At 67.9% G+C, this 25,546-nt stretch carries 22 protein-coding genes and 1 pseudogene; 7 read left to right on the top strand and 16 right to left on the bottom strand.

Annotated elements, in window-relative coordinates; all coding sequences use genetic code 11:
- Nucleotides 1-36: 36 nt before the first annotated feature.
- The 10 genes and pseudogenes from ASG12_RS04410 to ASG12_RS04365 form a co-directional block, all read right to left on the bottom strand.
- Entirely contained in the window at nt 37-1,212 is a 1,176-nt protein-coding gene (locus tag ASG12_RS04410) for a TDT family transporter (RefSeq protein ID WP_055785631.1), read from the bottom strand.
- Between the two features lie 160 nt (nt 1,213-1,372).
- Nucleotides 1,373-2,338, bottom strand: a complete 966-nt coding sequence (locus ASG12_RS04405) for a DUF302 domain-containing protein (protein WP_162243395.1) — start codon at nt 2,336-2,338, stop codon at nt 1,373-1,375.
- 236 nt (nt 2,339-2,574) lie between these two features.
- Nucleotides 2,575-2,706 (bottom strand): annotated as a pseudogene (locus ASG12_RS22315) (DUF1330 domain-containing protein); the annotation flags it as partial.
- Nucleotides 2,696-3,853, bottom strand: coding sequence for a permease (locus ASG12_RS04400; RefSeq protein ID WP_055785625.1), 1,158 nt, complete (start codon nt 3,851-3,853; stop codon nt 2,696-2,698). The gene ASG12_RS04400 and the pseudogene ASG12_RS22315, both read right to left, overlap by 11 nt.
- A gap of 18 nt (nt 3,854-3,871) precedes the next feature.
- Entirely contained in the window at nt 3,872-5,377 is a 1,506-nt protein-coding gene (locus ASG12_RS04395) for a multicopper oxidase family protein (RefSeq protein WP_055785621.1), read from the bottom strand.
- 668 nt (nt 5,378-6,045) lie between these two features.
- On the bottom strand, nt 6,046-6,984 hold the full coding sequence (locus ASG12_RS04385) for a LysR family transcriptional regulator (protein ID WP_055785617.1): 939 nt from the start codon (nt 6,982-6,984) through the stop codon (nt 6,046-6,048).
- A gap of 119 nt (nt 6,985-7,103) precedes the next feature.
- On the bottom strand, nt 7,104-8,105 hold the full coding sequence (locus ASG12_RS04380) for a phosphatidylserine decarboxylase family protein (protein ID WP_268810433.1): 1,002 nt from the start codon (nt 8,103-8,105) through the stop codon (nt 7,104-7,106).
- Nucleotides 8,068-8,370, bottom strand: a complete 303-nt coding sequence (locus tag ASG12_RS22210) for a phophatidylserine decarboxylase associated domain-containing protein (RefSeq protein WP_156377913.1) — start codon at nt 8,368-8,370, stop codon at nt 8,068-8,070. The genes ASG12_RS04380 and ASG12_RS22210 overlap by 38 nt, the downstream gene beginning before the upstream one ends.
- 267 nt (nt 8,371-8,637) lie before the next feature.
- Complete coding sequence (locus ASG12_RS04370; RefSeq protein ID WP_082501629.1) at nt 8,638-9,801, bottom strand: sulfite oxidase; 1,164 nt, start codon at nt 9,799-9,801, stop codon at nt 8,638-8,640.
- 94 nt (nt 9,802-9,895) lie between these two features.
- Nucleotides 9,896-11,185: a chloride channel protein gene (locus ASG12_RS04365; protein ID WP_082501628.1), complete on the bottom strand. Its 1,290-nt coding sequence runs from the start codon at nt 11,183-11,185 to the stop codon at nt 9,896-9,898.
- 151 nt (nt 11,186-11,336) lie between these two features.
- On the opposite strand from ASG12_RS04365, the gene ASG12_RS04360 reads away from it, so the two are divergent.
- Nucleotides 11,337-11,951 carry a uracil-DNA glycosylase gene (locus ASG12_RS04360; RefSeq protein ID WP_162243394.1) on the top strand — a complete coding sequence of 205 codons (615 nt, stop codon included), beginning with the start codon at nt 11,337-11,339 and terminating at the stop codon, nt 11,949-11,951.
- A gap of 497 nt (nt 11,952-12,448) precedes the next feature.
- Nucleotides 12,449-14,101: a stealth family protein gene (locus ASG12_RS04355; protein WP_082501626.1), complete on the top strand. Its 1,653-nt coding sequence runs from the start codon at nt 12,449-12,451 to the stop codon at nt 14,099-14,101.
- Here ASG12_RS04355 and ASG12_RS04350 read toward each other — a convergent pair.
- The 4 genes from ASG12_RS04350 to ASG12_RS04335 are packed head-to-tail and all read right to left on the bottom strand — an operon-like array spanning nt 14,068 to nt 18,377.
- The gene (locus tag ASG12_RS04350) at nt 14,068-15,003 is read right to left on the bottom strand and encodes a metallophosphoesterase (RefSeq protein WP_055785601.1); all 936 of its coding nucleotides are present in this window, start codon (nt 15,001-15,003) and stop codon (nt 14,068-14,070) included. The two genes, ASG12_RS04355 and ASG12_RS04350, sit on opposite strands and share 34 nt — an antisense overlap.
- A gap of 50 nt (nt 15,004-15,053) precedes the next feature.
- Complete coding sequence (locus tag ASG12_RS04345; RefSeq protein ID WP_156377912.1) at nt 15,054-15,956, bottom strand: tagatose-bisphosphate aldolase; 903 nt, start codon at nt 15,954-15,956, stop codon at nt 15,054-15,056.
- Between the two features lie 46 nt (nt 15,957-16,002).
- Nucleotides 16,003-17,373, bottom strand: a complete 1,371-nt coding sequence (locus tag ASG12_RS04340; RefSeq protein WP_082501625.1) for an FGGY family carbohydrate kinase — start codon at nt 17,371-17,373, stop codon at nt 16,003-16,005.
- Nucleotides 17,370-18,377, bottom strand: coding sequence for a LacI family DNA-binding transcriptional regulator (locus ASG12_RS04335; RefSeq protein WP_162243393.1), 1,008 nt, complete (start codon nt 18,375-18,377; stop codon nt 17,370-17,372). Before ASG12_RS04335 ends, ASG12_RS04340 begins: the two co-directional genes overlap by 4 nt.
- 85 nt (nt 18,378-18,462) lie before the next feature.
- Between ASG12_RS04335 and ASG12_RS21100 the strand changes: the two genes are divergently transcribed.
- Nucleotides 18,463-19,698, top strand: coding sequence for an HAD-IA family hydrolase (locus tag ASG12_RS21100; protein WP_162243392.1), 1,236 nt, complete (start codon nt 18,463-18,465; stop codon nt 19,696-19,698).
- 12 nt (nt 19,699-19,710) lie between these two features.
- Here the strand turns inward: ASG12_RS21100 and ASG12_RS04325 are convergent, their stop codons facing one another.
- Both ASG12_RS04325 and ASG12_RS04320 read right to left on the bottom strand, forming a co-directional pair.
- Nucleotides 19,711-20,721: a LacI family DNA-binding transcriptional regulator gene (locus tag ASG12_RS04325; protein WP_235456274.1), complete on the bottom strand. Its 1,011-nt coding sequence runs from the start codon at nt 20,719-20,721 to the stop codon at nt 19,711-19,713.
- A gap of 52 nt (nt 20,722-20,773) precedes the next feature.
- On the bottom strand, nt 20,774-21,499 hold the full coding sequence (locus ASG12_RS04320) for an SDR family oxidoreductase (RefSeq protein ID WP_055785593.1): 726 nt from the start codon (nt 21,497-21,499) through the stop codon (nt 20,774-20,776).
- A 365-nt stretch (nt 21,500-21,864) separates the two neighbouring features.
- On the opposite strand from ASG12_RS04320, the gene ASG12_RS04315 reads away from it, so the two are divergent.
- The 4 genes from ASG12_RS04315 to ASG12_RS04300 all read left to right on the top strand — a co-directional run bounded on the left by ASG12_RS04315 (nt 21,865) and on the right by ASG12_RS04300 (nt 25,534).
- A complete protein-coding gene (locus tag ASG12_RS04315) occupies nt 21,865-22,560 on the top strand; it encodes a nucleoside/nucleotide kinase family protein (protein ID WP_235456034.1) in 696 nt (231 codons plus the stop codon).
- Nucleotides 22,561-22,619: 59 nt separating this feature from the next.
- Nucleotides 22,620-23,399 carry an ATP-binding cassette domain-containing protein gene (locus ASG12_RS04310; RefSeq protein WP_055787631.1) on the top strand — a complete coding sequence of 260 codons (780 nt, stop codon included), beginning with the start codon at nt 22,620-22,622 and terminating at the stop codon, nt 23,397-23,399.
- Nucleotides 23,396-24,496, top strand: coding sequence for an ABC transporter permease (locus tag ASG12_RS04305; protein ID WP_055785586.1), 1,101 nt, complete (start codon nt 23,396-23,398; stop codon nt 24,494-24,496). The genes ASG12_RS04310 and ASG12_RS04305 overlap by 4 nt, the downstream gene beginning before the upstream one ends.
- Before the next feature lie 72 nt (nt 24,497-24,568).
- Nucleotides 24,569-25,534, top strand: a complete 966-nt coding sequence (locus ASG12_RS04300; RefSeq protein ID WP_055785583.1) for an ABC transporter substrate-binding protein — start codon at nt 24,569-24,571, stop codon at nt 25,532-25,534.
- The last annotated feature ends 12 nt before the right edge of the window (nt 25,535-25,546 follow it).

Genomic DNA, 25,546 nt, shown 5'->3' with positions numbered 1-25,546 from the left:
GAAGGGAAGTTCGGTGTTCCCGTTACTGCTCGCCCATCAGGCGGGGAGGAAGACCTTGCCGCTGATCGTGCCGCGCAGGGTGTGGGTGGCGACCGTGGCCCAGGCGGTCAGCAGCACGACGTAGAGGCCGACGGCCATCGCGTGGATGACCGAGATGCCGGCTGCGGTGCCCAGTGCGGTGGCACCGGTGACACAGGTTCCCACCGGGAAGGTGAAGCTCCACCAGGTGAGTGAGAAGCTCAGCCCGCGCCGTGCGGCGTGGATGGTCAGCATGGTGGCGAGGGCGAACATCAGGATGCCGAATCCGCCCATCGCGAAGCCGTATGCGATGCCGAAGATGTGGAGTCCGGTCGCGATGACGGCCTGCTTGCCGACGAACACCGTCGCGGCGTGGGTGCCGAGCAGGTTCGTGGCGGTGATGGACTGGCCGATCATGCCCAGGGTGATCCACACGGTGGGTGCGGCCTGCACGGCGGGCATGCCGCCGTGGACCAGGCGCGAGTAGATCATCGTCATGGTGATCATCCCGAGGAACAGGCTCAGTCCGAACATGGCATAGCAGGCGGCGATGAGCGCGAGCCGCGACTGCCCGGCCGCGACGTGATCGAGCAACAGTGCGCCGGTCGACGCAGACACCATCGGAGGCACGATGGGCATCAACCACGCGGGTAACGCCATGGCGGTGTCGTGATCGTGAGCGGTGATCATCCGGTACGGAATCCACAGACTGGTGGCCAGACCGGTCAGTGTTCCCGCGGTCCACAGGACTGCGTCGATCCACACCGCGGCGCTCGAGCCGATGAGCGCAGGTCCCAACGTGATCGTGCCGGCGCCCACGGTGAGCATCGCCATCGGCGGTGCACCGTAGAACTGCGACATCACCGGGTGTGCGGCGTGGGCACGGGCGTGACCGCGGTGCAGCGTCCAGTGCGCAGCGAAGGCGACGGTCAGCGCGACCAACGCGGTCGACGCGATGAGCCACACCACGGTCGCGAAGGTGTGCAGGCCGGTGAACTGCAGGGGCAGGGTGGCGGCCGCGTTCGCGACGATGCCTGTCCCCATCACCGAGGCGTACCAGTTGGGGGTGATGTGCTCGAGCATCTGACCAGGGCGACCCAGGTGCCCGAACACGACCGGAGCGCGACGATGCGACTTCGACCGGTCCGCCGAGCGCGCGACGGTTGACGAGGTGAGGTTCACGGTGGTGGTCATACATCGAGTGTCGGCGGATGGCACGTGCGGCACCAGATGGTGCTGACTTGTGGGGCCACAAACTTCATTTGTGTCCATACGCACGTAAATCGACCAGTGCAGAAGTGTCCGGGCGCTTCTGCACTGGTCGATGGGAACTCGTGACGGGAAGGCGGTGCAGTCAGTTTCCCGTTCCGGCTGCCGCACTCGTGAAGGTCGACGTGGCGGTGTCGACCATGGCGAGCACGGGGCTCGTCGACGGTATGGAGTGACGAGCGGCCAGGCCGCGGTAGTCCGGGTGCGCGACATGGACCACGCCGTCGACGTCCTGCCAGGCCGAGTAGCGGACGGGGAGATCGATCCCCATGGTCTGCTGCTGCGACAGCAGCGCGGTCGACACAGTGGGATTTCCGACGAGGATCGTCATCGTGGGCCGCAACGCGACCCCCACGCTCTGCCCCGCCGCTGCGAGATCCACGGTGGCAACCGTGGGCAGTTGCTTGGCTGTGAACGCGGCGGCGTATCGCGCGATCGACTCCGTGACCGACGCGTTGCTCACCTTCTCGACCAGATACGGAACCGACGTCGATGTGACGCTGCCGCCCGCCGCGGCCGATGTCGAGCCCGTTGCCGCGGAGGTGATGGCCGCCGATCCGGTCCGCAGTGCGTCGAGTTGTCCCGAGCTGACCGCCAGCCCGGCGCGTTGCGCGATGTAATCGGCCGAATTGTAGGCGACGAAGACCGTGCCACCCGCTGCCTGCCAGACGAGGTACTTCTGCGGCAGATCGATCGCCGTCCGTTGATCGGCCGCCACCACCGGGGCGACCGCGCGTGGATTTCCTCCGACCACGACTGTCGTCGGCCGCAGTTGCTTGCCGATCTTGCTCGCCAACGCTGCGAAGTCGACCGTGGCGGTGACGGTTCCCTTGTCTGAGATGCGCTGCCGCAGCGCGCTGACCGTGTCACCGAAGGAATGTCTGCTGACATAGACGATGAGTCCCGATTCCTGGGGGGCCGCGTCGCGCGCGGTGGTGTCGGCCGATGTCGACGCGGATGTCGCCGCCGTCGACGACGTGGCCGTGTTCGTCGATGAGGTCGAGCAGGCGGCGAGAAGAACAATCGACGCGGTGGCGACCGTTGCGGTCACAGCGCGCAGAGGACCGGATTTCATGAAGGGTGTTCCTGACGTCAGGTGGGAGCCATCGAGTCGATGGCCTGACGATCAGTGTCAGGTGACGACAGACCCCTCAGCTACGGGCAGCTGCTTGTGACCTCACAAATCGGCGTTGTCGCACGCGAGAGACGGCCAACCCGATCAGTCTGTGTCAGAGAGAGGGTTCCGTGGGGTCGTAGCCTGGAGAACTGCTTCCACCAACGCCGTGGTGCGTAGCGAGGTAACCGGTAGTCGTCGCGGCCACCCTCGGCGAAGCGCAAGAGGTCGAGCATCACGACGGGACCGCCGGGATCCTCGGCGAGAAAGCGTTTCAGGTCGACACCGCGGGGATCAATGGCCATGCTGGGAGCCTTCCATACTCGGAGCGCCGCCCATCATCGACAACATCCCACGCCCGCCACTGCGGAAGAATCTCACGACGAGGCCGACGGCGACGATGACGGCGACGATGTTCAGCCATGTGGTGTAGTTCCAGCTGATCCCGGCGTCGGGGAGATGGGCGTCGGCACGATTCGGCGCCAGTCCCGTCGGCGTGAAGAGGAGTTCGACCACGTATCCCGCGACGACCATGGCGACGTAGAAGGTCCCCGCGATCATCATGGTCATGCGCCAGCCGTAGTACTTCCGATAGATGTTGAGGATGGGCAGGATCAGCAAATCGGCGAAGACGAACGCGATCACCCCACCGAAGCTGATCCCACCCGTCCACAGAACCACGGCGAGTGGCACATTGCCGACCGAGCAGACAAAGCTGATCACCGCGACGATGGGACCGATCAAGGGTCCCCAGATCGCTGCGAGCACGGGGTGTCCTTCCAGGAACAATCCCTGCCAGAAGCTGTCGGGGACCCAGGCTCCGACTGCGCCGGCGATGAGGAGTCCGATCACCAGGTCTTTCCAGATGGCCGCCCATTCCATCACGAACACGTGACTGACCGAGGTCGCGGCCTCGCGCGACGCCAACCGGCGGAGGAACCCGCCCTTGCGCCGTACCGACATGTCCATGGCCGCATGGCCTTCCATCGAGCCGGACAGGCCCTTGTCGGCCTGCTCCGCCGCATCTCGGATCAGCTTCGTCGTCAGGAGCCTGCGGAACAGCAATGCGACGATGACGATGATCACCGGCCCGCCGATGAATTCGGCCGCCGTGAATTGCCACCCCATCAACAGGAGCAGGATCACCCCGAGCTCGATCACCATGTTGGTCGACGCGATCTGAAAGGTCATGGCGGCGGTGAAATTCGCCCCCTTGCGGAAGAGTGAGCGCGCAAGTGCCACCGCTGCGTACGAACAGGACGACGATGCGATGCCGAAACCGGTCGCGGTGGCGAGGGATCGAGGGCTGTCGTCGCCGAGGAGCCGCACCACGGTTCCGCGGCGGACGACCGCCTGCACGACGGCCGAGAGGAGGAATCCCAGAACCAGCGCCCAGAGGATCTCCCAGGTCATCGAGCCGGTCAGGCGTAGAGCATGTTCTATGGCGTTCATATCAGATCCTGTTCGTGGTCAGATTCGGTAGTCCAGGCGGGTCATCATTCCGGCGTCCTGGTGATAAGCATTGTGGCAGTGCAGCATCCACTGTCCGGGGTTGTCGGCGACGAGATCGACGACGACGCGTTCGCCCGGACGTACGGCTACGGTGTCCTTGCGCGGGCCAGGGGTGCCGTCGGGTCGTCGAACCTGAAATGTGTGGCCGTGCAGATGCATCGGGTGCCACATCGTCGTGGTGTTGGTGAAAGTGAGGCTGGCCCGTTGGCCCTGGGTGATCATGATGGGTTCCATCTGCTCGTAGACCCGCCCGTTGATGGTCCACTGGTACTTGCTCATGGTGCCCGCGAGTATCGCTTGCAGTGCGGCGTCCTCGCGGCCGGTGGGCAATGTGACGTCGTCGGTGGCGACGAAGGTGTCGACGGTACCGACGAATCCGTCCAACTCGGCAGGACGAACGTTCACCGCGGGTGTGGCCCCCGCGCCGGTGCGCAGCAGCGCGCGAGCGGTGCCGGTCTTCCCCTCTGGAGACGCCACCAGAGGGAATACCCCGTCTTTCACCGTGACGACCACGTCGTAGCGTTCGGACATCCCGATCAGGAGCGCGTCGACGTCAGTCGGTGTCACCGGGAAACCGTCGGTGTGGGTCACGGTCATCCGGTGCCCACCCAGTGCGACACGGAAGGCGGTGTCCGCACCGGCGTTGATGATGCGGATACGAATTCGTTGTCCCGGCGCAGCAGTGAATGTCGTCGGCGCGTTGGCGATTCGCCCGTTGACCAGGTAGAGCGGGTAGGCGACGTCTCCGGCGTCGCCACCGAGGAGAGCGCTCGTGCCGACCCCACTCGTCGAGCCTCCCGACATGCCGCCCATGGACATGCCGCCCTTCTGAAGCGACGTGAGGATGTCTCGGGGACTGTTCCCGACACCGTCGGTCCAGTCGTCGAGAACCACGATCCATTCCGTGTCGTAATCGTGCGGCTCACGAGGGTCGTCGATGATGATCGGAGCGTAGAGGCCGAAGTCACTCTGCAATCCGACGTGCGGATGCGCCCAATATGTTCCGGAGTCCGGTACCGAGAAGCGGTAGGTGAAGGCGTCGCCTGCGGCGATGTCCGGAGTCGCCGGTGCCGCTCCGTCCATGTCATTGCGCAATGCGATTCCGTGCCAGTGCACCGATGTCGCGTCGGTCAGTGCGTTGCGCGTGGTGATCGACAATTCGTCGCCGACATTGGCGCGGATGACCGAGCCCGGAATGGTGTCGCCGTATGCGTAGGTGTTCACAACCGGGCCGCCGAGATCGATGTCGGTTCGCCGCGGATCGAGGGTGTACGAGACCGTCCGTCCGGTGTGCGGTCGTCGGGCCTCGGCGGCATCGATCGCACTCTTGTCGACCCGGTGCGCGTCGACCGGACTGACCGCACGCGTGCCGCACGCGGCGGCGGCGGCGGTGAGGCCCATGGCCGCAGCTCCCAGAAAGGTTCGCCGACTGACCGGACGCGTGGTGATGTTCGAGGTGTTCATGAAGTCTCTCCAGATGATGAGTGCGCGCAGCGGCTGATGTCGCAGCGCAGGCCGGCCTGGTGGGCGGTGTCGTCGAACAGACGACGTGCCGCAGGCGTCACTCAGATCTGTAGAACACTCTTGTCGTGGAGAATTGTCACGCCGGTCGTCGGAGGGCTACGCGAGCTGTGCGTTCGTCGCGAGGACGGAGGCGTCACCTCATCGGCCGGAAGTGCGCGTGTGGCGAGGACGGCCGGGTCGTGGTGGTCGACGGCCGCGCCCGTGGGGATCGCCAGGTCGACCGTCGAATGGTTCGAGCAGTGGGCGGTGGGTGCCGAAGCTGTCTCGTGATGCGCGCGGCGCACACTCGGTACGGCAGTGGCCGCCGACTCCGCCTGATGGGACGCGGCGAGGGCGACCGCGCTCTCCGGTTGCTGCGCTGACGTGCCGTCGACGCAGCAACACAGTCGGATCGTCGCGAGTACGGCGAGCACGACCATGACATAGAAGGTCGCGACGACCGGTCGCCGCGTGCCACGAGGCGATACCCCTGTGCCCGTTGCGGCGGTCCCGATCTGCATGCCATCGAATCTATACCCCCATGGGGTACCCGTCGAGTCCTCGGCGGTGCGGCGCCTCGCGTCCGACCACGGGTGGCGCCGTCCAGGCGAAGCATCTGCGCGGCCGCGTCAGCTTCGTGACGCCGCCACGTGCCCGACGAGATCCCGGATCGCCCCGGCAGGGGGAGTCCGGCCGCCCATCCACACGGCTCTCAGGTCACGGCGGAGACCGATGCCGTCGGTGGCGACGGCCACGAGCCGACCGAGTGTGAGGTCGTCGGCCACCGACAGGCGACTCAGAACTGCCGGGCCGGCGTTTGCCAAGACTGCGGATCGGACGCCCGAGGCAGTGGTCATCTCCATCGCGGGCGCAGCCTGCGGATGGGTGGGACCGAGCGCCAGACGCATGGCGTAGGACAGAAAGTCGCGTGTCCCCGAGCCTGTTTCGCGGGTGACCAGGGACGTCGTGCTCAACTCCTCGGCCGTCACCGGACGCGTTCGCCTCGCCCACGGGTGCGCCCGCGCGACGACGACGACGAGTTCGTCGTGGTCGACGATGCGGCTGCGCACTCCCTTCGGTGTTCCCGGACTCTCGACGAAGCCGAGATCTACGTCTCCGTCGCGTACGGCGGCGATCGCCTGCTCGCTGTTGGATGCCACCAGCGTCACCTCCGGGGGCGCAACGCCGAGCCGGATCGACTCGGCTCGCTGCGACATCAACCACCGAGGTAGGAGCTGTTCGGCGATCGTCAGGCTCGCCGCGACCCGAAGGTGCGCGCGTGCGTCCGTGCGGAGCGAGGCCAACCCGGAATCGAGGCGGTGAGCGGTGTCGAGAAGCCCGTCGGCCCACTCCGCCACGACGCGACCGGCGGGGGTGAGGGTGGAACCACGGCTGGTTCGAATGACCATCTGGACTCCGGTCTGCGCCTCCATCGAGCGGATGCGAGCAGAGACGGCCTGCTGTGTCAGATTCAGCTGATGTGCAGCAGCGGTGAGACTGCCGCCGGCAGCGACAGCAGTGAGAACCTCGAAGGCGGTCAGATCCGGCATGCGTGAACTCAGGGCCACGATCGCACCATAGCTCATCGTCCACAACCACGGATTGTGGCGGTCCGGCAGTACGGAGCGCCGCGATCAACCCGAGTCGAACGGCGTGGCCTCCTGAGATGTTCGGGCGAGTCAGAGTGTCAGGACAGCTGTGGGCGGGGTGCGGCGGTGGCGAGGTGGGAGTTCACACGGACCAGCGGAGCGTGCGGGTCGTTGGTCTGCGGGACGGATCGTAGGGCGAACTCGCTGATGGCGCCCGGCCGGAAAACGAGGCAGTGTGTCGAGCCGCCGAACTGGAAGTAGCCCAGTTCGTCGCCCTTGCCGATGTGTGCCCCGGGACGGACGTCGTCGGAGATCAGACACGACGACACCTCCGACATCCCGATGGCGACGAACGCCATGCGCCCGATCACCGGGTTGTCGGCGTCGATGACGATGATCGCCCGCGCCGAGACGTGCGCGAGGTACGACTGGGAGTAGGTCGGCTGCAGCGCGTCGCCTTGGCCGTCGGCTTCGGAGAAGTAGGTGCCGTCGACGAGTCGTGTGCTCACGATGGTGCCCGCGACCGGGCTGTGCCAGCGGTGGTAGTTGAAAGCACTGAGGAACGCCTGGTACACGGTCCCGCCGTCGAACGCGTCCACCGACGGGTCGTTGTCGAGCAGATCGGCGAGCGAGTACGGCTGACCCTTGACCCAGAACGATTCACGCAGTGAGACATCGCTACTGATGCGGTAGGGCGTGGACTCACACGCACTGACGATGACGGAGTCGTCGTCGGGGGCGGCGACGGGACGTGCTCCGGGCGTGAAGGTCCGGGTGAAGAAATCGTTCCATGACGAGAAACCCGCATGCTCGTCATCGGGGTTGTGTTCGAACTCATCGAACCCGATCTTGTCGCGCGCCTCCTGACAGAGCCATCCCGAGGGAGAGTCGTCAAGGACGTACCGCGAACCGGGGCTGCTCAGGAACTCGCACCAGGCCGTCAAGATCTTCTTCAGCATGGCGTTCACGCGGGGGTCGCGGAACGCGGAATGTCCCGCGGCGGTTCCCATCGACCAATCGAGAATAGCGCCGAGAGGTGTGACGACGGAGTTGGGACCGTATTCAGGTGCGACGGTGAGGACCTCGTCGATCAGACGCAACAACTGGGGGAGATCCTGTACGTGTCGGTCGCGGTAGGTCCTGCCCCGTCGGGACCTGCTCGATCATCTTCTCCAGGTACATACGGACCACCGGATCCGCGTCGATCAGCTCCTGAAACTCGACGATGACCGGGTGTACCACGCGGCCATCGGCCGACTCGGCCTTCTCGCTGTGCCCCCGCAACCACTGCTCGAGGTCGTCCTGCTCAGCGGGGAGCCAGCCACCCTGGCGGCGGGAATCGGGATGCGACTTGTCTACGGTCATGATGCGACGCTACACCAGAACTTCGACATGTGTTGCAGCACAACAATACTGAGAACATTCTGAGGATGTGCGGCATGGAACCGTCCTGCTGCCCCAGTTCGGGGTGATGTGCCCGAACACGCGCGGGCGGCACTGCGAGGCCGAATCGACGCGGTGCGTCGAATGCCGGGTCCGCAGGGTGTGGAAGCGAGTGGCGGTGCTCGTTCATCCAGTCTCGGCGCGAACCATCAGCAGGGGTAGAGGGAGCAACGTTGTGAGGCTACAAGCTCACGTTGTGGTCTGGTCTCGGTCTCGGTCTCGGTCACGGTCTCGGTCTCGGTCTCGGTCTCGGTCTCGGTCTCGGTCTCGGTCTCGGTGCAGTGTGAGTCGCCCCCAGGAGTTGTTCACGTAGCCCTTCGGGTTCCACAGCTCGGCGGCCGAGGCGGGCTGCGTCGCGGCCGCGTCGTCCCAGGCGCGGACACACAACTCCACGGCGGGAGCGTCGAGGGCGACGACTGCCGACCAGCGGCGCCATGCCCAGGGTCCCTGCGGCTGTGCCAGGTCCGCTTCCATCCACGTCGCCCCCTGGTCGGTCGACACCTGTACCCGCGAGATGCCCCGTTCGTCTCCGGCGAAGGCGTACCCGCCTACCAGGACCTCGGCGGCGTCGATCGGTGTGGCCGGGTCCGGGTAGAGGAAGTCGCAGTTGAGGGCAACTGACGACAGTGAGATGCCGTCGCCGGGTCCGGCTGTGTCGGGGTCGGCGTCGACGGGCAGCACCCGGTAGGCGACTCGTTGAAACCAGTTGTCCGACGGGCTTTCTCGTACTGTGATGCTGTCGACCCACTTGACCGAGCGGGCGCCGATGTAGCCGGGTACGACCACGCGGATCGGACCGCCATGCAGCCGTGGGAGGGGTTGCCCGTTCATTGCCCAGGTGAGCATTGTCCCCGGCGACATCGCCTTGCTCAGCTCGATCGAGCTGCCGTACCGCTGCGGTGGTGTTGCCAGATCGGAGACATCGGGACCGATGAATTCAACGTGATCTGTGCTGTTGTCGGCGACATCGCAGGCGCGGAGTAGGTCGGCGAGGGCAACGCCGCTCCACCGCGCGGTCGATGTCGCGCACTGCGTCCACGGATCCTCGCCGGGGATGTCGCGCACCGCGATGAGCCCGGCTCGGCGGTTACCCGCGCACTGCAACGTCGCGACGGTCGAGATCTCGTCGAAGTCGCGTCGGATCTCGTCCAACGAGAAGGTGCGGGTCGCTCCGCGACCGTTCGACACGGTCAGTCGCCACTGCGCTGGATCGATGTCCGGGATGGGGCCGTGATTGCGGCTGTAAAACGTGTCGTCGGCCGTCAGCGACTCCGCGGCCAGCGCGGCCGGTGACGGTTCGGCGTTGTAGGGATCGACCTCGTGTACACGGGTGTCGGCTCGCTTGTTCCACATGGTTCTCCTCGGCGATCACGAGGAACCCGCGTGGTCTGCACGAGTTCGGGATGTGGTCCAGGGTTGCACATCGCACGCGGCGCGGTGGTCTGTCTCAGGCCGAGGACAGCCGGGCGGTGTAGATCGAGTAGCCGTCGATCCACCGGGTGATGGCGGTGGCGATGACGGTGGCGACCATCATCGGCACCATCAACCCGAAACCGCTGTGGGTGAGTTCGAGAACCAACACGAGTGCCGCGAGCGGGGCCTGCATCCCGGCGCCGATCATGGCGGCCGCACCGATGAGCGCATAGGCCCCGATGGGACTCCCCGGCCATACCTGGCTCCATGCGATGCCGAGCGCGGCGCCGAGGACCGCGCCGGTGCTCATCACCGGGGTGAAGAGACCGCCGGACGCCCCTGCACCCAGGCAGAGTGCGGTGACGAGGGGTTTGAGCACCGCCAGCGCCACCAACAACCCGATGCTGCCCACGCCCACAAACGCGTCGTGGGCCATTCCTTTGCCGTTGCCGTACAGCTGTGGAAAGGCCACAGCGACACCGGCGAGCACAGCGAAAGCGATCAGGGGCGCGATGAGAACCCAGCGGCCCCGCGCCTGATGGTGCGAGATCCATCCGATGACGCGGATGTATCCGGCAGCGACGATCCCGACGATCGGCCCGAGGACTGCGGCCCACACCAGCAGTCGGAGGTCGAACCGATACTCGGGGATGTCGAGGTACGTGGCGTGTTCGGGGAGGTACACCCAGGCGACGGCCGTTGCGGTCGCGGCGCACGCCAGGGCAGGCAACACCAGTGGCAGCGCCACCGCGCCCATCAGCACCTCAGCGGCGAACAGGGCACCGCCGAGCGGCACGTTGTACACCGCCGCCAGCCCGGCACCGCCGCCACACGCGACGAGCAGCCGCTGCTGCGCCGCCGACATCCCGGCCCACTCCGCCGCGACGCTGCCCGACACCGCGCCCATCAACTTCGGCGCGGCCTCGCGCCCGAGCGACGCACCGAGACCGATCACGATCTCCGACAACACAGACGTACCGAGACTCCGTCGGAACGACAGGCGGCCCTCGCCGGTCCACAGGACCTCGTCGGCCTCGGATTTCCGGCCGGGGGTGAAGCGCCGCAACAGGAACCACCCGACGCCGGCGATCACGCCACCGATCAGCAACGGGGTCACGCGGCGCCACCCGTCGGCGGCGGCGACCGCGGCCGAGAACCCCTGACCGTCACTGCTCACCCCGAACGCGGCATGCTCGACGGTGAACAGGATGAGCATGAGCAGAACACCGAAGAAGCCGGTGACGATTCCGGTCACGATGACCAGTGCCCAGAACCTCGCGGTGAGTTGCGCCTCGCCGTCACCTGTCGCGTTGGGTTGCAACATTGCGCCGCGGCCAGACGGAAGGCGCTTCTTCAGCAGTGGGGTGGGGATGCGCTCGCGGTCGGTCAACGACGGTGCCGATGGCTCATGGCTTCATCCTCGGATACGACCGACCGCGATGTCGACCATCGCAGAATCGACGAGGGAGTACGTCATGATCATCGCGGCCAAATCGGAGCGCATTCGCGCTGCTCATGTCGAACCGCTCAATGCGCTTGTCGACACATGGCGCGGCCAAGCGCCGGAACAGCTCGTCCCGTGGTTCGACCCCGACGACGGTGGCGTCGATGCGCGGGTGCTCATCCTCATGGAGTCGCCGGCACCGAGCACGGTGCGAGCAGGGGGTACCGGGTTCTGTTCGGAGGACAACCCGGATCGCAGCAACGAGTTGCTGTCGCGTCTGCGCGCGGCGGCGGGCGTGCCACGGTCGGCCTGCCTGAAGTGGAATGTCGTGCCGTGGGCGGTGCTCGACGCCGCCGGCCATCCGACGTCGCCGTCGGCCGGCGACCTTCGCGCGGCCGCGGTGTGTCTCGACGAACTCCTCGTGGTGGCATCCCGTATCGAGGTCGTGATCACCCTTGGCCGGCCGGCGATGCTCGGCTTCATGAACCAGACGTCGCGGAGTCGACAACCTCTACGCCGTGTTGTCGCCGCGCCGCATCCGTCGCAGCGCAACGCCGGGGCGCGAGCGGAGTCGATTGCCCGCATCGAGAACGCCTTCGCGTCGGTGGCGGCGTTCCTGAGGAAATCAGCACATGACGACCGATAGTTCGATCGAACACCTGTTCAGGTCGAGCTCCTGAACATTCGTCGGCGATCACTCCGTCGGGCCGGCCCTGGCCGCTGCGCGGGCTCCCGAAGGGTCCGAGATCGACCCGCACGCCCGCGACGACCGCGACGACCGCGACGGCCGCACCGTCGGTACGACACCGACTGATGGCGACATCCGACAGCGCGGTGATCACCGTCGCAGCACCACACGCCACACCGATGTCATCGGTGCTGAGACCACGCAGACGGACTCCGGTCACCGGTCATCCGCCGACACCGGTTCCATTGCCGCCACCGCCCCCAGGTCGACGCCCGCAACGCGGTCACCGACTGCCGCTGTGAGAGCGGATGCCCTTCGTGTGTCCAATCACCCAAGTGCGGCAACGGAAACGAGCCGTACGACAAGGCCGGCGCCATCGCGGTGCTCAACCCGTTGCTGCGCGAGACGCCGTAGGCGCGTGTTCACCGCGTCGTCACCTGCTCGTCAGGTGCCGTATGCTGGGGAAACACGCATCGGCTCCTGCCCGGGTACTGCGCCACCTGGGAAGGATCACCATCATCTCGTCACGACCGACCTCCGAACTCCGACTCGTCCCCCGTGACCCGGGTTCGTCACTACCGTTGTCCGACAGCACCTCCGGCGCCGTCGCCCGACTCCGTGACCGTGACGACATCGTCGAGTTCCGCGGTCGCCTGGCGCTGCGCAACGTCACCACCACCCCCCATGAGGCGACGATCGCCGACCTGCTGTTCGTCCGCGGAGTCCTCGACGCCGCCGACATCGGCTACCTGCTGGTCCGCGGCAACGACGACCGACCGGTGCTGGCCGTCGACGTGACCCGCGGTCCCGAACTGCGCGCCGCGCTGACCGCCGGATGTGCGCGAGAACCGTTCTACGCCAAGGCAATGGACATCCGCGGGTCCCGTCTGCGACTGGTCGCCGACGGTGGACTCTCGACGGTCGCCGACGCACGAATCCTGCGCGTGCACCGACCCCGCGTCGAGCCGACGAGCGGTATGCACTACGGCACGTCGGGTGCGGTCCAGATTGAGCTCTGGTCGTTCACCGACGCCGACATCGTCGCACCCGTGGTCAATTCGCTGACCCGTCGCTCGATACCGGCCTCGGAGGCCGTCCACGGGACCGTCGAGCGGTACGGGCTCACCTGGCCGACCATCGAGGACATGTTCGACGCCCATGCCTCCGACATCGGGTTCGACATCGACATCGTCTTCTCCTGGGTCGACGGGTCGTCCGCGGAGTTCCAGGCCCAGCGGGCCAAGCGGATGAAGAACTACGTGGTGGGCTCCGGCGACGACTCCGCGGCCCGGTTCCGACAGATCGACGAGCTGAAATACGCACTGCGGTCGGTGCACATGTACGCACCGTGGATCCGCCGCATCTTTGTCGCGACCGACTCCCCCCGGCCGGCCTGGCTCGCCGACGACCCGCGCGTGACCTTCGTCCGCAGCGAGGAGTTCTTCGCCGACACCTCGGTGCTGCCGACCCACAACTCGCAGGCGGTCGAGTCGCAGCTGCACCGCATCCCCGGCCTGTCCGAGCACTTCCTGTACTCCAACGACGACATGTTCTTCGCGCGACCGGTGTCACCGGACATGTTCTTCTCCCCAGGCGGCATCAGCATGTTCGTCGAGGGTGCCGTACGAATCGGGTTGGGTCACAACGACAACGAGCGCAGTGGTTTCGAGAACGCCGCCCGCGTCAACCGGCGGATCCTGCGGGAACGCTTCGGGTCGGTGACCACACGACACCTCGAACACGTCGCGACACCCTTGCGGAAGAGCGTGATGGCACAGATGGAGCAGGAGTTCCCCGAGGAGTTCGCCGCCACCGCGGCCAGCGCCTTCCGGTCGAGCGAGAACATCTCGGTCACCAACTCGCTCTATCACTACTACGCGCTGCAGACCGGTCAGGCCGTGGTGCAGCGGGGCGCGAAGGTCCGCTACATCGACACCACGACCGCGTCGGGGTTGCGGGCGATGGGCAAGCTGCTGCCCAAGCGGGCGGTCGACTTCTTCTGCCTCAACGACGGCAGCTTCCCCGAGGTCGATCTCGACGTGCGCACCGCGACGGTCACCGACTTCCTCGAGCGCTACTTCCCGATCGCCGGTGAGTGGGAGTCCTGAGCCGGCTCTGAACGACTGCGTGCGCTGTCGACGATCGTGACCTCGTGGTCGCGCAGCCGTTGCGCCACATCGGTCGCCGAGACCGCCTCGCCCACCGACGACTGACCGCGCATCGGGACCACCGAGTGCACGACGGTGTCGGGGTAGATGCTGACGAGGTTGTGCGATTGCGCGCCGTCACGACCACGGATCGCGCCCACCGGTATCGCCAGGTCCTGCGTGTAGCTCGTCGCCGACACCACCGACACCCCGATCCCGGCGAAGGTGGCGCTGGTCGAGTGGTGCAGGTGCCCCGAGAGGATGGTGCGGATGTCGCTGCCGCGCACCACCTCGGCCAGTCGGCGTTGATCGAACAACTCGACGAGCACCGACAGGTCGAGTACCGCAGGGATCGGCGGGTGGTGCATCACCAGGACGGTGCCGTACCGGGCCGGGGTCGCGAGAACATCGGCGAGCCAGGCCAGCTGGGCGTCGGTGATCTCGCCGTGGTGGTACCCGGGCACCGTGGTGTCGAGCACGACGACCCGGAGCCCGTCGATGTCGTGGACCAGGTCGACCGGTGCGCTCGAGGGTTCGGTGTCGAGGAGGTGGCTGCGGAACTGGGCACGGTCGTCGTGGTTGCCCATCGCCCACACCACCGTGGCGCCGATCTCGGCGGCGATCGGTTCGACCATGGCGCGCAGCGCGTCGTATGCCGTGGCCTCCCCGCGATCGACGAGGTCGCCACTGAACACCAGGGCGTCGGGTCGGATACCCGAGCTGCCGATGTCGGCGAGGATCTCGCGCAGCCGCCGACCGCTGTCGACGTCGCCGTAGAGCACACCCTCCGCCACGAGGTGGGTGTCGCTGAGGTGCAGCAGGGTGAAGTCCGGCCGCGGGTGTTCGGCGGTCCGGGCCTTCATCGGGTCACGGCGTCGTCGACACCCAGGAGGTTCATCCCGGCCAACTCTAGTCAGGCGAGGGCGGGCACCCGATGGTCGACCGCATCGGCGAGCTCACGCAGACGCGGCAGGGCCCGATGGGTGAGCAGGTCGGCGCGGGTGGCTGCCGAGACGGCCATCGAGTCCTTCCACAACGATCGTCCGGCCATGGCGCCACCGGCGCCGTTGTCGACCGCGATGCGGACCTGCTCGACGAACGTCTCGTGATCGACGCCGGCCGACAGCACGGCCCACGGCACGCCGTCGGCGGCCTCGGTCACCGCGGCACACGCCTGCGCCGAACCCGGGTACTGGAGTTTGAGCACCTTGGCGCCGCAGGCGACCGACAGCCGCGCCGACTCGGCGATGAGGCCGCCGAACGCGGCGCGGTAGTCCTCGTCGCTCTCGTTCTCGAGCTGGTAGGTCAGGATCTCCACGATGAGCAGCACACCTTCCGCGGTCGCCGCGGCGGTGAGGTCGCGGATGGACTGGGCAGCAACCGAATCGAGTCCCTGGCGGTCGGGGCGCAGGTACCAGAGCATCTTCGCGGCGTCGCCGCCGAGGTCGCGGACCGTGCGCGGGGTGACGCCGTCGACGAAACGGGTGTGGCGCAGGCCGTCGATGGTCTCGAAGCCCGAGGCGTCCATGCCGACGACGAGTGCGGTGTCTCGCGAGAGCGTCCCGTCGTCGACGATCCGGGGCAGCGCGACCTCGGGGTCGAGGAGGATCGCCGGGGCGTGGTTGCCCAGGTGACGCACGAGATCGGCCTTGGCGTCGGCCAACTGGGGTGCGGTCACCGAGCCGGGACCGTCGGGCGCATCGGTCATGACGGCCTTCATGCCGTTGCGTTGATCGCCGGCGACGATGAGCATGTTGCCCTCGGCGGTGGAGATCGCGGCCATGCCGCGCTTCTCGATGGTGGTGAGTTCGTTCACGGTGATCTCTCCTTGATGTGGGGTTCTGGTGTGTCGGGTTCGGGCGTCAGACGACGGCGTCGGTGGCCATGAGGTGTGGGGCGAGGAGGTGTGGAGCGAGCAGCCGTGCGGCGAATCTGGTTGCGCCGTAGGCGGTGTCCTGGCTGCGCGTCGACACGGTGACCGCGGGAAGGATGCGCGCGCGGGCGTCGCGCACACAGCGCATCCCGCTCCATCCACCGGTCAGCACGGTCGAGCGGGCCGGCGCGATCTCGCGGTCGAGGGCGGCGATCAGTCGGACGATCTCGTCGTTGCCGTGCTCGACCACCGCGGCGAAGATCTCCGCCGAGCTGACGCCGTCGGTGCGCACGGTCAGCGACAACACGCCGTCGTCGTTGCGGGCACCGGTCACCTCGATCCCGCCGTGCGCGAGTGCGTCCTGGGGCAGCGCGCACACCCGGTCGTCGAGACGATCGCGTCCGTCGCGGTCGGAGATGTCGAACATCTGCAGGGTGCGGCGCATGATCAGGCCGGTCTTCACCCCCGCGACGAGCACGTGTTTGCCGGGGACCACATGGCGCACCGCGTTGATCAGATGTTCGGCGAGGCGGGCCCGGGCCTGGGCCGACGGGGGTTCGTCGAGCACCCGCAGCAGCACCTCCGCGGTGCCCATGGACACGTGATATCCGTCGGCCGGGATCGCACCGCCGGCCTCGGCGGACACGAGATGGTCGTGTCCGGCGACGGTGAGTCGCGCACCGGTGAACGCGGCCGGCAGCCAGGCGGTGTCGGCGGACCCGAGGTCGGTGCCCGCGTCGACCAGGGCGGGAAGGATGTCGTCGCCGATCCCCAGGTGATCGAGCAGCGCCGTCCACGGGCCACCGGTGTCCTGGTCGAGCAGGCCGGTCCGCGACGCGAGCGAGTACTCGCCGACCTCGGCGCCACCGAGCATGCGGACCACGAACTCGGGCAGGTTGAACCAGCGCAGACCGGTGAGGTCGAGCCCCTCGGTGCGCAGGTGGGCGATCTTGGCCACCGAGACCTGGGCCCCGACCGGGAGACCGGTGTGCGCGGGGAAGTCGCCACGCAGGTGTTCGGGGAGTGCGGCCATCTCGGCGCCACCGCGCGGGTCGAACCACGCGAAGGCCGGGGCTGCCACCGCGCCCGCGGGGTCGACGAGGAAGCCGGTCTCCCCCATCCCCGACACGGCGACCGCCTCGATGCGGGTGTCGTCGGGCAGGCGGCGGGCGACCGCGGACATCAGGTCGACCACGACGGCCTCGAGGGCGGCCGCGTCCATGTCGGTGGTGCCCCCGGGACCGTTGCGCCACGGCGTGGGTCGTGACTCGATGAGGATCTCGCTGCCGTCGACGTCGGCGACGAGCATCTTCACACCGGTGCTGCCGAGGTCGAGGCCGGCGACGAGACGCGCGGTCATGCCCGACCTCCGGCGACGGGGAGGGTGTCGGACGCACGGGCGATGAGACGTGTGTCGGCGCGCAGGTCGACCGCCTGACCGTCGGGGTCGTCGAAACGCGCGACGAGACGGTCGAAGGCCAGCGCCCCGATGTGGCGCGGGTCCTGGTCGATGCAGGTGATCGACGGCGCCACGGCCTCGGCGAGCCCGAAACTGCCGAACGAGATCATGGCGACGTCGGTACGGGCGAGCTCGTGCAGCACCGACACCACCGAGGTGGCGTGACGCGCGTTGGACACGAACAGCGCCGTCGGCGGATCGGGTTGGGTCAGCAGGGCATCGACGACCGGGCGGACGGCGTCGGCGTGGTGGGCCACCTCCGGCATGAAGCGCGCCTGCGGGGTGATGCCGTGGCGGGCGAGGGTGTCGACGAAGGCGTCGCGGCGACGGCGCGCGGTCTGCAGACGTTCGTCGAGCCCCACGAGCGCGATGCTGCGGTGCCCGGCGGCGACGAGACGCTCGACGGCGTCGGTGGCTGCGGCGTAGTCGTTGACGGTGACCGAGTCGAACCCGGGGACCGAGCGGTCGACGGTGACGACCGGCAGGGTGGACCGCCGCGGGAGGAGGAAGTCGCCGTGGTCGCCGACCGGCGCGAGGATGATGCCGCGCACGTGCTGCCCGGCCAACCGCATGAGCTGGTCGCGTTCCCGGCCGGCGTCGAAGCCGGTGCTGCCGACGATCACGGCGAGCCCGAGTTCGAGTGCCCTGTCCTCGATCTCGCGGACCAGGGAGGCGAAGAACACGTCGTCGATGGAGTCGATCACGATGCCGATGGCGTTGCCCGCCCCCGACTTCAGTGATCGCGCGGCGGAATTGGGCACGTAGTCGAGTTCGACGACCGCGGCCTCCACGCGCGCACGCAGCTCGGGTAGCACGGTGTCGACGCCGTTGACCACCCGCGAGACGGTCTTGAAGCTGACCCCGGCGCGAGCCGCGACGTCTTTGATGCTGGCGCGATCTGCCACCGGCGACTCCTCCTGACAACGTTGTCTCGTGGTTCGCAGAACGAGGGGTTCCGGTGAGACAACGTTGTCTCGTATGATCCACAGCGTGGACCGCACCTGTCAAGCCCCTGCCCCGACCGATCCGGTGTCACCGTCGGTGGTGGCGGTCGCCGGCCCCGCGGGGAGCGGGAAGACGACGCTCGGGCGGGCACTGGCGGTGGCGCTGGGGCGCCCGATCCTCGACCTCGACACGCTCACCAACCCGCTGCTCGACCGGTTACCGCTGCTCGGGGTCGACGGACACTGGAACGCCGACGGACCCCACCGAGTCGCGGTCCGCGATGCCCGCTACGCGGTGTTGCGTTGCGCCGCGGCCGATCTGGTGGCCGTGGGCCAGAGCCCGATACTCGTCGCCCCGTTCACCGCCGAGCTCGCCGGCGGCGACGCGTGGCGGGCGCTGGGCGCTGCGGTCGCACCCGCGCCGATCACCGTGGTCCACCTGACCGGAGCGCCCGAGCTGCTCGAGGCGCGTCGGGCGCTCAGAGGTGCCGACCGTGATCGGCAGCGTCCCCGCGTCGATCGCGCCACCGAGATCGCCGTGGACGTCGTCGGCATCGACGCCGCACTGACCACCGAACAGCAGGTGTTCCGGGTGCTGCGCGCCCTCGGTGTCCGCACGCCGGTCGACGCCGCGTCGGCGCTCTTCGGCGAGACCTTCGACGCGGTTCTGTTCGATCTCGACGGCACCCTGCTCGACTCAACCGCGGCGGTGCATCGCAGTTGGTCGAGGGTCGCCGACGAGTTCGGGTTCGACCTCCACGACTCCGCCATCGGACACGGCATGCCCGCCGCCGCAGGCCTCTCGGCCATCCTCGGCCCCGAGTCGGGACCCGCCGCCGGCGCACGACTGATCGCCCTAGAGACCGACGACGTGGCCGATGTGACGGCCATCCCCGGCGCTCTGGACACGCTCGCGGGTCTCGACGACATCCCCTGGGCCGTGGTCACCTCGGGCACACCACCGGTCGCCGGGGCGCGGATGGCCGCCGCCGGGATCTCCGCGCCGCACATCGTGATCACCGCCGACGACGTCGACCGCGGTAAGCCCGACCCCGAGCCCTACCTGCTCGGTGCGGCCCGACTGGGCGTCGATCCACGACGGTGCCTGGTGGTGGAGGACGCCCCGGCCGGCATCACCGCGGGACGCGCCGCGGGGTGCCGGGTTCTCGGGATCCGTGGCACCGTCGATCTCACCGACTCCGGGGCAGATCTCCTGGTCGACGCACTCGATCAGATCGAGATCGTCGCGCGAGGAGAAGGGTTCGCACTCACGCCGCGGTGACGGCGACGATGGTCAGTGGCGATGGGTGCGGGCACCCGATGCCGTACGGGGTGAACAGGATTCCCGCACCACGAGTTCCACGTCGAGGATGTTGCGACGCCGGAAACGTCGCTGCGGGTGCTCTATGCGACCGAGGATGCGTTCGATGGCCTGGCGCCCGAGTTCGGCGGGGTTCTGATCGATCACGGTGACCGGAGGGCAGACCGCGTCGGCCAGGGGGAAGTCGCCGAACCCGACGAAGGCCACGTCATCGAGACCCAACAGCTGGATGGCCGGCACGCAGTCCATCGCGACCCGGGCGTTCGACAGGAACAGCGCGGTGGGCGGGTCGTCGAGCGCCATCAGGTCGCGCAGAGCGGTGACCGCCTCGGCGCGGTCCATCACGCCGGTGACCACCAGCGAGTCGTCGACCGTGAGGTCGCGCCCGGCGAGTGCGTCGCCGTACCCGGCGAGTCGGTTGCGGGTGGTGGGGATGTCGGAGTTGTCGCCGATGAAGGCGATCCGGTGGTGTCCCTTGGCCAAGAGGTGTTCGGTGGCGATCACCGCACCGCCGTGATCGTCGTCGACGAAGCTGTCTGCGGTGATGCCGTTCGCGGCACGGTCGACGAAGACGGTGGGTGTGCGCCCGATCCACCGCTTGAGGTACTCGTGATCGACCCCGGTCGGCGCGATGATCAGACCGCTGAGCTGGCGGCGCAGCAACGACTCGACCAGTCCCTGTTCGGCGGCGCCGTCGGTGCCCAGGCTCGTGATGAACACGGCCATGTCGTTGCGGCGCGCACGGTCCTCGATCGCCCGGGCGATGGCGGCGAAGAACGGATCGGCGATGTCGGGAACGGCCACACCGACCGCGGCGGTGTGGCCGGCGCGGAACGACGTCGCGATCGTGTTCGGCACGTAGTTCAACGATTCCAGCGCCGCGGTCACCCGTGCGCGGGTGTCGGGATCGACGTGCGGGTCGTCGTTGTAGACACGCGACACCGTCTTGGCGCTCACGCGCGCGAGCGCGGCGACATCCTGCATCGTCGTCACGGCCCCACCTCCTCGTCGAGTGCCATCCTGCCGGTCATCGCGCTCAGCGACAGGTGTAGCCGCCGTCGATGGGCAGGCTGACGCCCGAGATCATCGATGCGTCGTCGCTGAGCAGGAAGGCGATGGGGCCGGCGATCTCGTCCTCGGTGGCCCACCGTCCGAGCGGCATGGCCTCGAGGAACGGGCCCTCGATCTCCGGCCGGCCCCAGTAGAACGCCGACATCTCCGTCATCACCACGGTCGGGTTCACGCTGTTGACGCGGATGCCGTGCGGCCCGAGTTCGAGAGCCGAGACGCGAGTGATGTTGTCCACGGCCGCTTTCGACGACCCGTAGGAGATGTGGCCGGGCAGGGCCACCAGGCCGGCCTGGCTCGACACGTTGACGATCGAGCCCCGGCCGGCGGCGATCATCGCCGGCGCGACGTACTTGGTGACCAGCAGGGTGCCACGGGCGTTGATGGAGATGACCTTGTCGAAGATGTCGATGTCGGTGTCCTGCGGGGTGGCGATCTCGCCGCCGAACCCGCCGCAGTTCACCACGCCGTCGAGCGCGAGACCCGAGAGAGCGTCGCGTATCTCGTCCTCGGAGGTCAGGTCGAACGCGAGCGGGGTCGCTCCGGTCTCGTCGGCGAGTTTGTCGAGCACGTCGGTCTGCCGACCCGAGGCGATCACGCCGGCGCCGTCGGCGACCAGTCGACGCACGGTGGCGGCACCGATGCCGCCGCTGGCTCCGGTGACCAGGATCGTCTGTCCGGTGAAGTCGGCCATCGCGACCCTCCCTCTTCGTCTGTCTCGTGACATGTCATGTCATCGATGTCATCACCCACGGATCGGGGTTCGCATGTCATCGATGTCATGGACGGTAGACGACACCGCCACCGGGCGTCCCGCGTTTGCGCAATTGGTTGCTACGCCGCAGTTCAGAGCCGTGACACGGTGTCACGAACCCTGGCCCGGACGCCGTTGTCGCGCGCAGGTGTCGACACGGCCATGTCATCGGTGTCATGAATTTCCGCCGAACGCGTGACAAACCGGTGAGGTGTGGGTCACACTGATCCGCATCGAACCCGACGGACGTGTTCGAGCCGAGAGGACGGGATGCGACGATGCAGCCGGTGGCGGAGGTGAGTCAGGTGGAGCGAGCAACCGCCACATCGGATCTCGCCGCGCTCGTCGACGAGCTCGCGGCCCGTGCCCGTTCCCTCGTGGCCTCGGGCGAGCGTCGGATCCTGGGCATCACCGGACCCCCCGGAGTGGGCAAGTCGACGCTGTGCGCCATGCTCGCCGCCCGCCTCGGCAGCGATGCCGTGCTCGTCGGGATGGACGCGTTCCACCTCGCCAACGAGGAGCTCGAGCGGCTGCACCGACGCGACCGCAAGGGCGCACCCGACACCTTCGACGTCGACGGCTACGTCGCGCTCCTCCGCCGGTTGCGTTCGCAGAGCGCCGATCTCGTCTACGCACCGCGGTTCGAGCGGGCGATCGAGGAGTCGATCGGCTCGGCCGTCCCCATCGCGCGCACGACACCGCTGGTGGTCACCGAGGGCAACTACCTCCTGCTCGACCGCGGCGGCTGGGAGGAGGTGCGCGGCGTGCTCGACGAGGTCTGGTTCCTCGACGCCGCCGCCGACGTCCGCGCCGCACGGCTCGTCCGTCGCCACGAACACCACGGCCGCTCGCACGACGACGCCTTGCGGTGGACCGAGGACGTCGACATGCGCAACGCCGCGGTGATCACCGCGACCCGCCACCGCGCCGACCTCGCCGTCACCGTGCCCGACGCGCAGGGTTCGGTGCCGGGCGCCGTCCTCGACGTGCCGCCCGGCTGATGCCGAGCCGTCCCCCACCCGACCCCCACACCGACCCGTCCGATCGCAAGGAGCCACCCATGGCAGAACCGTCCCCCGGCCGCACGCCGATCCTGCAGGCACGCGGGCTGTCACGCAGCTTCGGCAACGTGCGTGCGCTCGACGACGCCGACTTCGAGGTCCGCGCCGGCGAGGTGGTCGCGTTGATCGGCGACAACGGAGCCGGCAAGTCGACGCTGGTGAAGGCGCTCTCGGGCAGCCTCGCCCTCGACTCCGGAGAGATCCTCTTCGACGGCACCCCGGTCGATCTGAACAGCCCCACCGCCGCAGCCGATCTCGGTATCGAGACGGTGTTCCAGGATCTCGCGTTGGCCCCGCACCTCAACGCTGCGCAGAACATGTTCCTGGGTCGGGAACTGCCGGCACCGGGCCTGCTCGGGAAGTTCGGTTTCCTCAACACCGCCGAGATGCGCAGGCAGTCGCAGGAGGCGTTGGACGACCTCGGCGCGACCGTGCGCAGCCTGACCGACCCGGTGGGCTCGATGTCGGGTGGTCAGCAGCAGGCCATCGCGATCGCGCGCGCCGTCGCCTGGGCCAAGGGCGTCGTCTTCCTCGACGAGCCCACCGCCGCACTGGGTGTGGTGCAGACCCGCAACGTCCTCGACACCATCCGCCGCGTGGCCGACAAGGGTGTCGGCGTGGTCTTCATCAGCCACTCGATGCCCCACGTCATCGAGGTCGCCGACCGCGTGCAGGTGCTGCGGATGGGACATCGCGTCGCCACGTTCGACGCCAAGAACACGACCATGGAACAACTCGTCGGTGCGATGACCGGCGCGACCGTCGGAGCAGCCTCATGAGCAACCAGACCATGACCCCGCCCGCCGGCGTCACCCCGCCGAGGAAGAACGAGCCCGAGCACCGCGGGTTCGACCTCGTCGGCGCGATGTCGAAACTCGCACGCCTGCAGATGATCCAGATCGTCCTGGTGCTCGTCGCGATCTGCCTGGTGTTCTCGATCATGTCGCCCGAGAGCTTCCCCGAGTGGGGCAACTTCCGCCAGATCATCCAGAACGTCTCGATCCTCGCCGTCCTCGGCATCGGCATGACGTTCGTGATCGTCACCAGCGGTATCGACCTCTCGGTCGGTTCGGTGCTGGTGTTCTCCGGTGTCGTCGCCGCGAAGACGATGCGCGCCATCGGCGGTGACGGCTGGGGTGTCGCCACGATCGGCATCGTCGTCGCCGTCGCGTGCGGTCTCGCGTGGGGACTGCTCAACGGCATCCTCATCGGCAAGGCCAAGGTCCCGCCGCTGATCGTCACCCTCGGCACCCTCGGCGCGGCGCTCGGTCTGTCGCAGGTGATCACCGGCGGCGTCGACATCCGCGACGTACCCCCGGTCCTGGTCGACACCATCGGCTACGGCAACCTGCCCGCCACCACCCTGCCGCTGATCTCGGTGATCGCCATCGTGGCGGTCGTGATCTTCGGTGTCGTGTTGCACCGCAGCAAGTTCGGGCTCTACACCTTCGCGGTCGGCTCGAAGGAGGAGTCGGCCCGTCGGGTCGGCATCAAGGTCGACCTCCACCTCATCAAGATCTACGCACTGTCGGGAGCGATGGCCGGTCTGGCCGGCATCCTGTCGCTGTCGCAGTACGGCACGACCGCGATCGCGGGGCAGTCGCAGACCAACCTCAACGTGATCGCCGCCGTCGTCATCGGTGGCACCAGCCTCTTCGGCGGTGTCGGGACCATGTTCGGCACGGTGGTGGGCCTGTTCATCCCGGCCGTACTGCTCAACGGTTTCGTGATCGTCGGAGTCGAGCCGTTCTGGCAGCAGGTCGCCGTCGGTGCCGTCCTCATCGCCGCGGTCTATTTCGATCAGCGTCGCCGAGCCGCCGCCAGTCGCGGTCAGTCGACGTCGTCGCTGAAGAAGCTCTGGTCGAAGAGTCCCTGACTCACAGCGTCTCCGGTTCCCCTCACTCTCCCCGACGCCACACCCCGTGCGTCATCTGACAAGAAAGCCATCATGACAATCTCACGCATCAGCGTTGCTGCCCTGGCCGTTCTCTCCACCTCGGCCCTTGTGCTGTCCGGGTGTTCCTCGGACTCCGGTGGCGGCAGCAACAAGCTCGCCTTCATCCAGGGCGTCAGCGGCGACGAGTTCTACATCAGCATGCAGTGCGGCATCGAGGACGCGGCCAAGAAGGCGGGCGCCTCGGTCGAGGTGCAGGGTCCCGCGAAGTTCGACCCCACCCTGCAGAAGCCGATCGTCGACTCCGTCGTCGCCTCGCGACCCGCCGCGATCCTCATCGCCCCGACCGACGTCGCCGCCATGCAGGCCCCGCTCGCCGCCGCCGAACGCGCCGGCATCAAGATCGTGCTCGTCGACACCACCATCAACGATCCTTCGATCGCGGTCTCGGCGATCTCGTCGGACAACGCCGGTGGCGGCGCCGAGGCGTTCTCGGCCATCCAGCAGCTCAACCCCTCGGGCGGCAAGGTGCTCGTCATCTCCACCGACCCGGGTGTCTCCACCACCGACGCCCGCGTGGCGGGGTTCTCGGGCGCGGTCGCCAAGGACTCGAAGTTCTCCTACCTCGGGGTGCAGTACAGCCACAACGATCCCGCCGAGGCGGCCAAGCTCGTCACCGCCGCGCTCGCCAAGGACCCCGACATCGTGGGCGTGTTCGCCACCAACACCTTCGCCGCGGAGGGCACCGCCACCGGTGTACGCCAGGCCGGCAAGCAGGACCAGGTGAAGATCGTCGGCTTCGACGCCGGCCCGGCACAGGTGAAGCAGTTGCGCGAGGGCGTGGTGCAGGCCTTGATCGCCCAGCAGCCCGCCACCATCGGCACCGACGGCGTGGAGCAGGCCATGAACGCGATCGACGACAAGCCGGTCACCAAGACCATCTCGACCGGATTCCACGTGATCACCAAGGACACGATCGACGGAGACGGCGCGCAATACGTCTACAAGTCGTCGTGCTGATGACGATCTGAC

It is taken from the genome of Williamsia sp. Leaf354 (genome assembly GCF_001424365.1).
In the GTDB taxonomy this organism is placed as follows: Bacteria; Actinomycetota; Actinomycetes; order Mycobacteriales; family Mycobacteriaceae; genus Williamsia_A.
This window is presented reverse-complemented; position numbering and strand designations above follow the sequence as displayed.

What these genes read in the sequence shown, in the direction of transcription:
- ASG12_RS04400 (WP_055785625.1), bottom strand. Translation starts at nt 3,853, where the DNA reads ATGAACGCCATAGAACATGCTCTACGCCTGACCGGCTCGATGACCTGG.
- ASG12_RS04395 (WP_055785621.1), bottom strand. Translation starts at nt 5,377, where the DNA reads ATGAACACCTCGAACATCACCACGCGTCCGGTCAGTCGGCGAACCTTT.
- ASG12_RS04320 (WP_055785593.1), bottom strand. Translation starts at nt 21,499, where the DNA reads ATGGCCGACTTCACCGGACAGACGATCCTGGTCACCGGAGCCAGCGGC.
- ASG12_RS04410 (WP_055785631.1), bottom strand. Translation starts at nt 1,212, where the DNA reads ATGACCACCACCGTGAACCTCACCTCGTCAACCGTCGCGCGCTCGGCG.
- ASG12_RS04370 (WP_082501629.1), bottom strand. Translation starts at nt 9,801, where the DNA reads ATGTGGAACAAGCGAGCCGACACCCGTGTACACGAGGTCGATCCCTAC.
- ASG12_RS04355 (WP_082501626.1), top strand. Translation starts at nt 12,449, where the DNA reads ATGCTGGGGAAACACGCATCGGCTCCTGCCCGGGTACTGCGCCACCTG.
- ASG12_RS22210 (WP_156377913.1), bottom strand. Translation starts at nt 8,370, where the DNA reads ATGACCGTAGACAAGTCGCATCCCGATTCCCGCCGCCAGGGTGGCTGG.
- ASG12_RS04365 (WP_082501628.1), bottom strand. Translation starts at nt 11,185, where the DNA reads ATGTTGCAACCCAACGCGACAGGTGACGGCGAGGCGCAACTCACCGCG.
- ASG12_RS04325 (WP_235456274.1), bottom strand. Translation starts at nt 20,721, where the DNA reads ATGCAGGATGTCGCCGCGCTCGCGCGCGTGAGCGCCAAGACGGTGTCG.
- ASG12_RS04360 (WP_162243394.1), top strand. Translation starts at nt 11,337, where the DNA reads ATGATCATCGCGGCCAAATCGGAGCGCATTCGCGCTGCTCATGTCGAA.
- ASG12_RS04340 (WP_082501625.1), bottom strand. Translation starts at nt 17,373, where the DNA reads ATGACCGCGCGTCTCGTCGCCGGCCTCGACCTCGGCAGCACCGGTGTG.
- ASG12_RS04310 (WP_055787631.1), top strand. Translation starts at nt 22,620, where the DNA reads ATGGCAGAACCGTCCCCCGGCCGCACGCCGATCCTGCAGGCACGCGGG.
- ASG12_RS04350 (WP_055785601.1), bottom strand. Translation starts at nt 15,003, where the DNA reads ATGAAGGCCCGGACCGCCGAACACCCGCGGCCGGACTTCACCCTGCTG.
- ASG12_RS04300 (WP_055785583.1), top strand. Translation starts at nt 24,569, where the DNA reads ATGACAATCTCACGCATCAGCGTTGCTGCCCTGGCCGTTCTCTCCACC.
- ASG12_RS04305 (WP_055785586.1), top strand. Translation starts at nt 23,396, where the DNA reads ATGAGCAACCAGACCATGACCCCGCCCGCCGGCGTCACCCCGCCGAGG.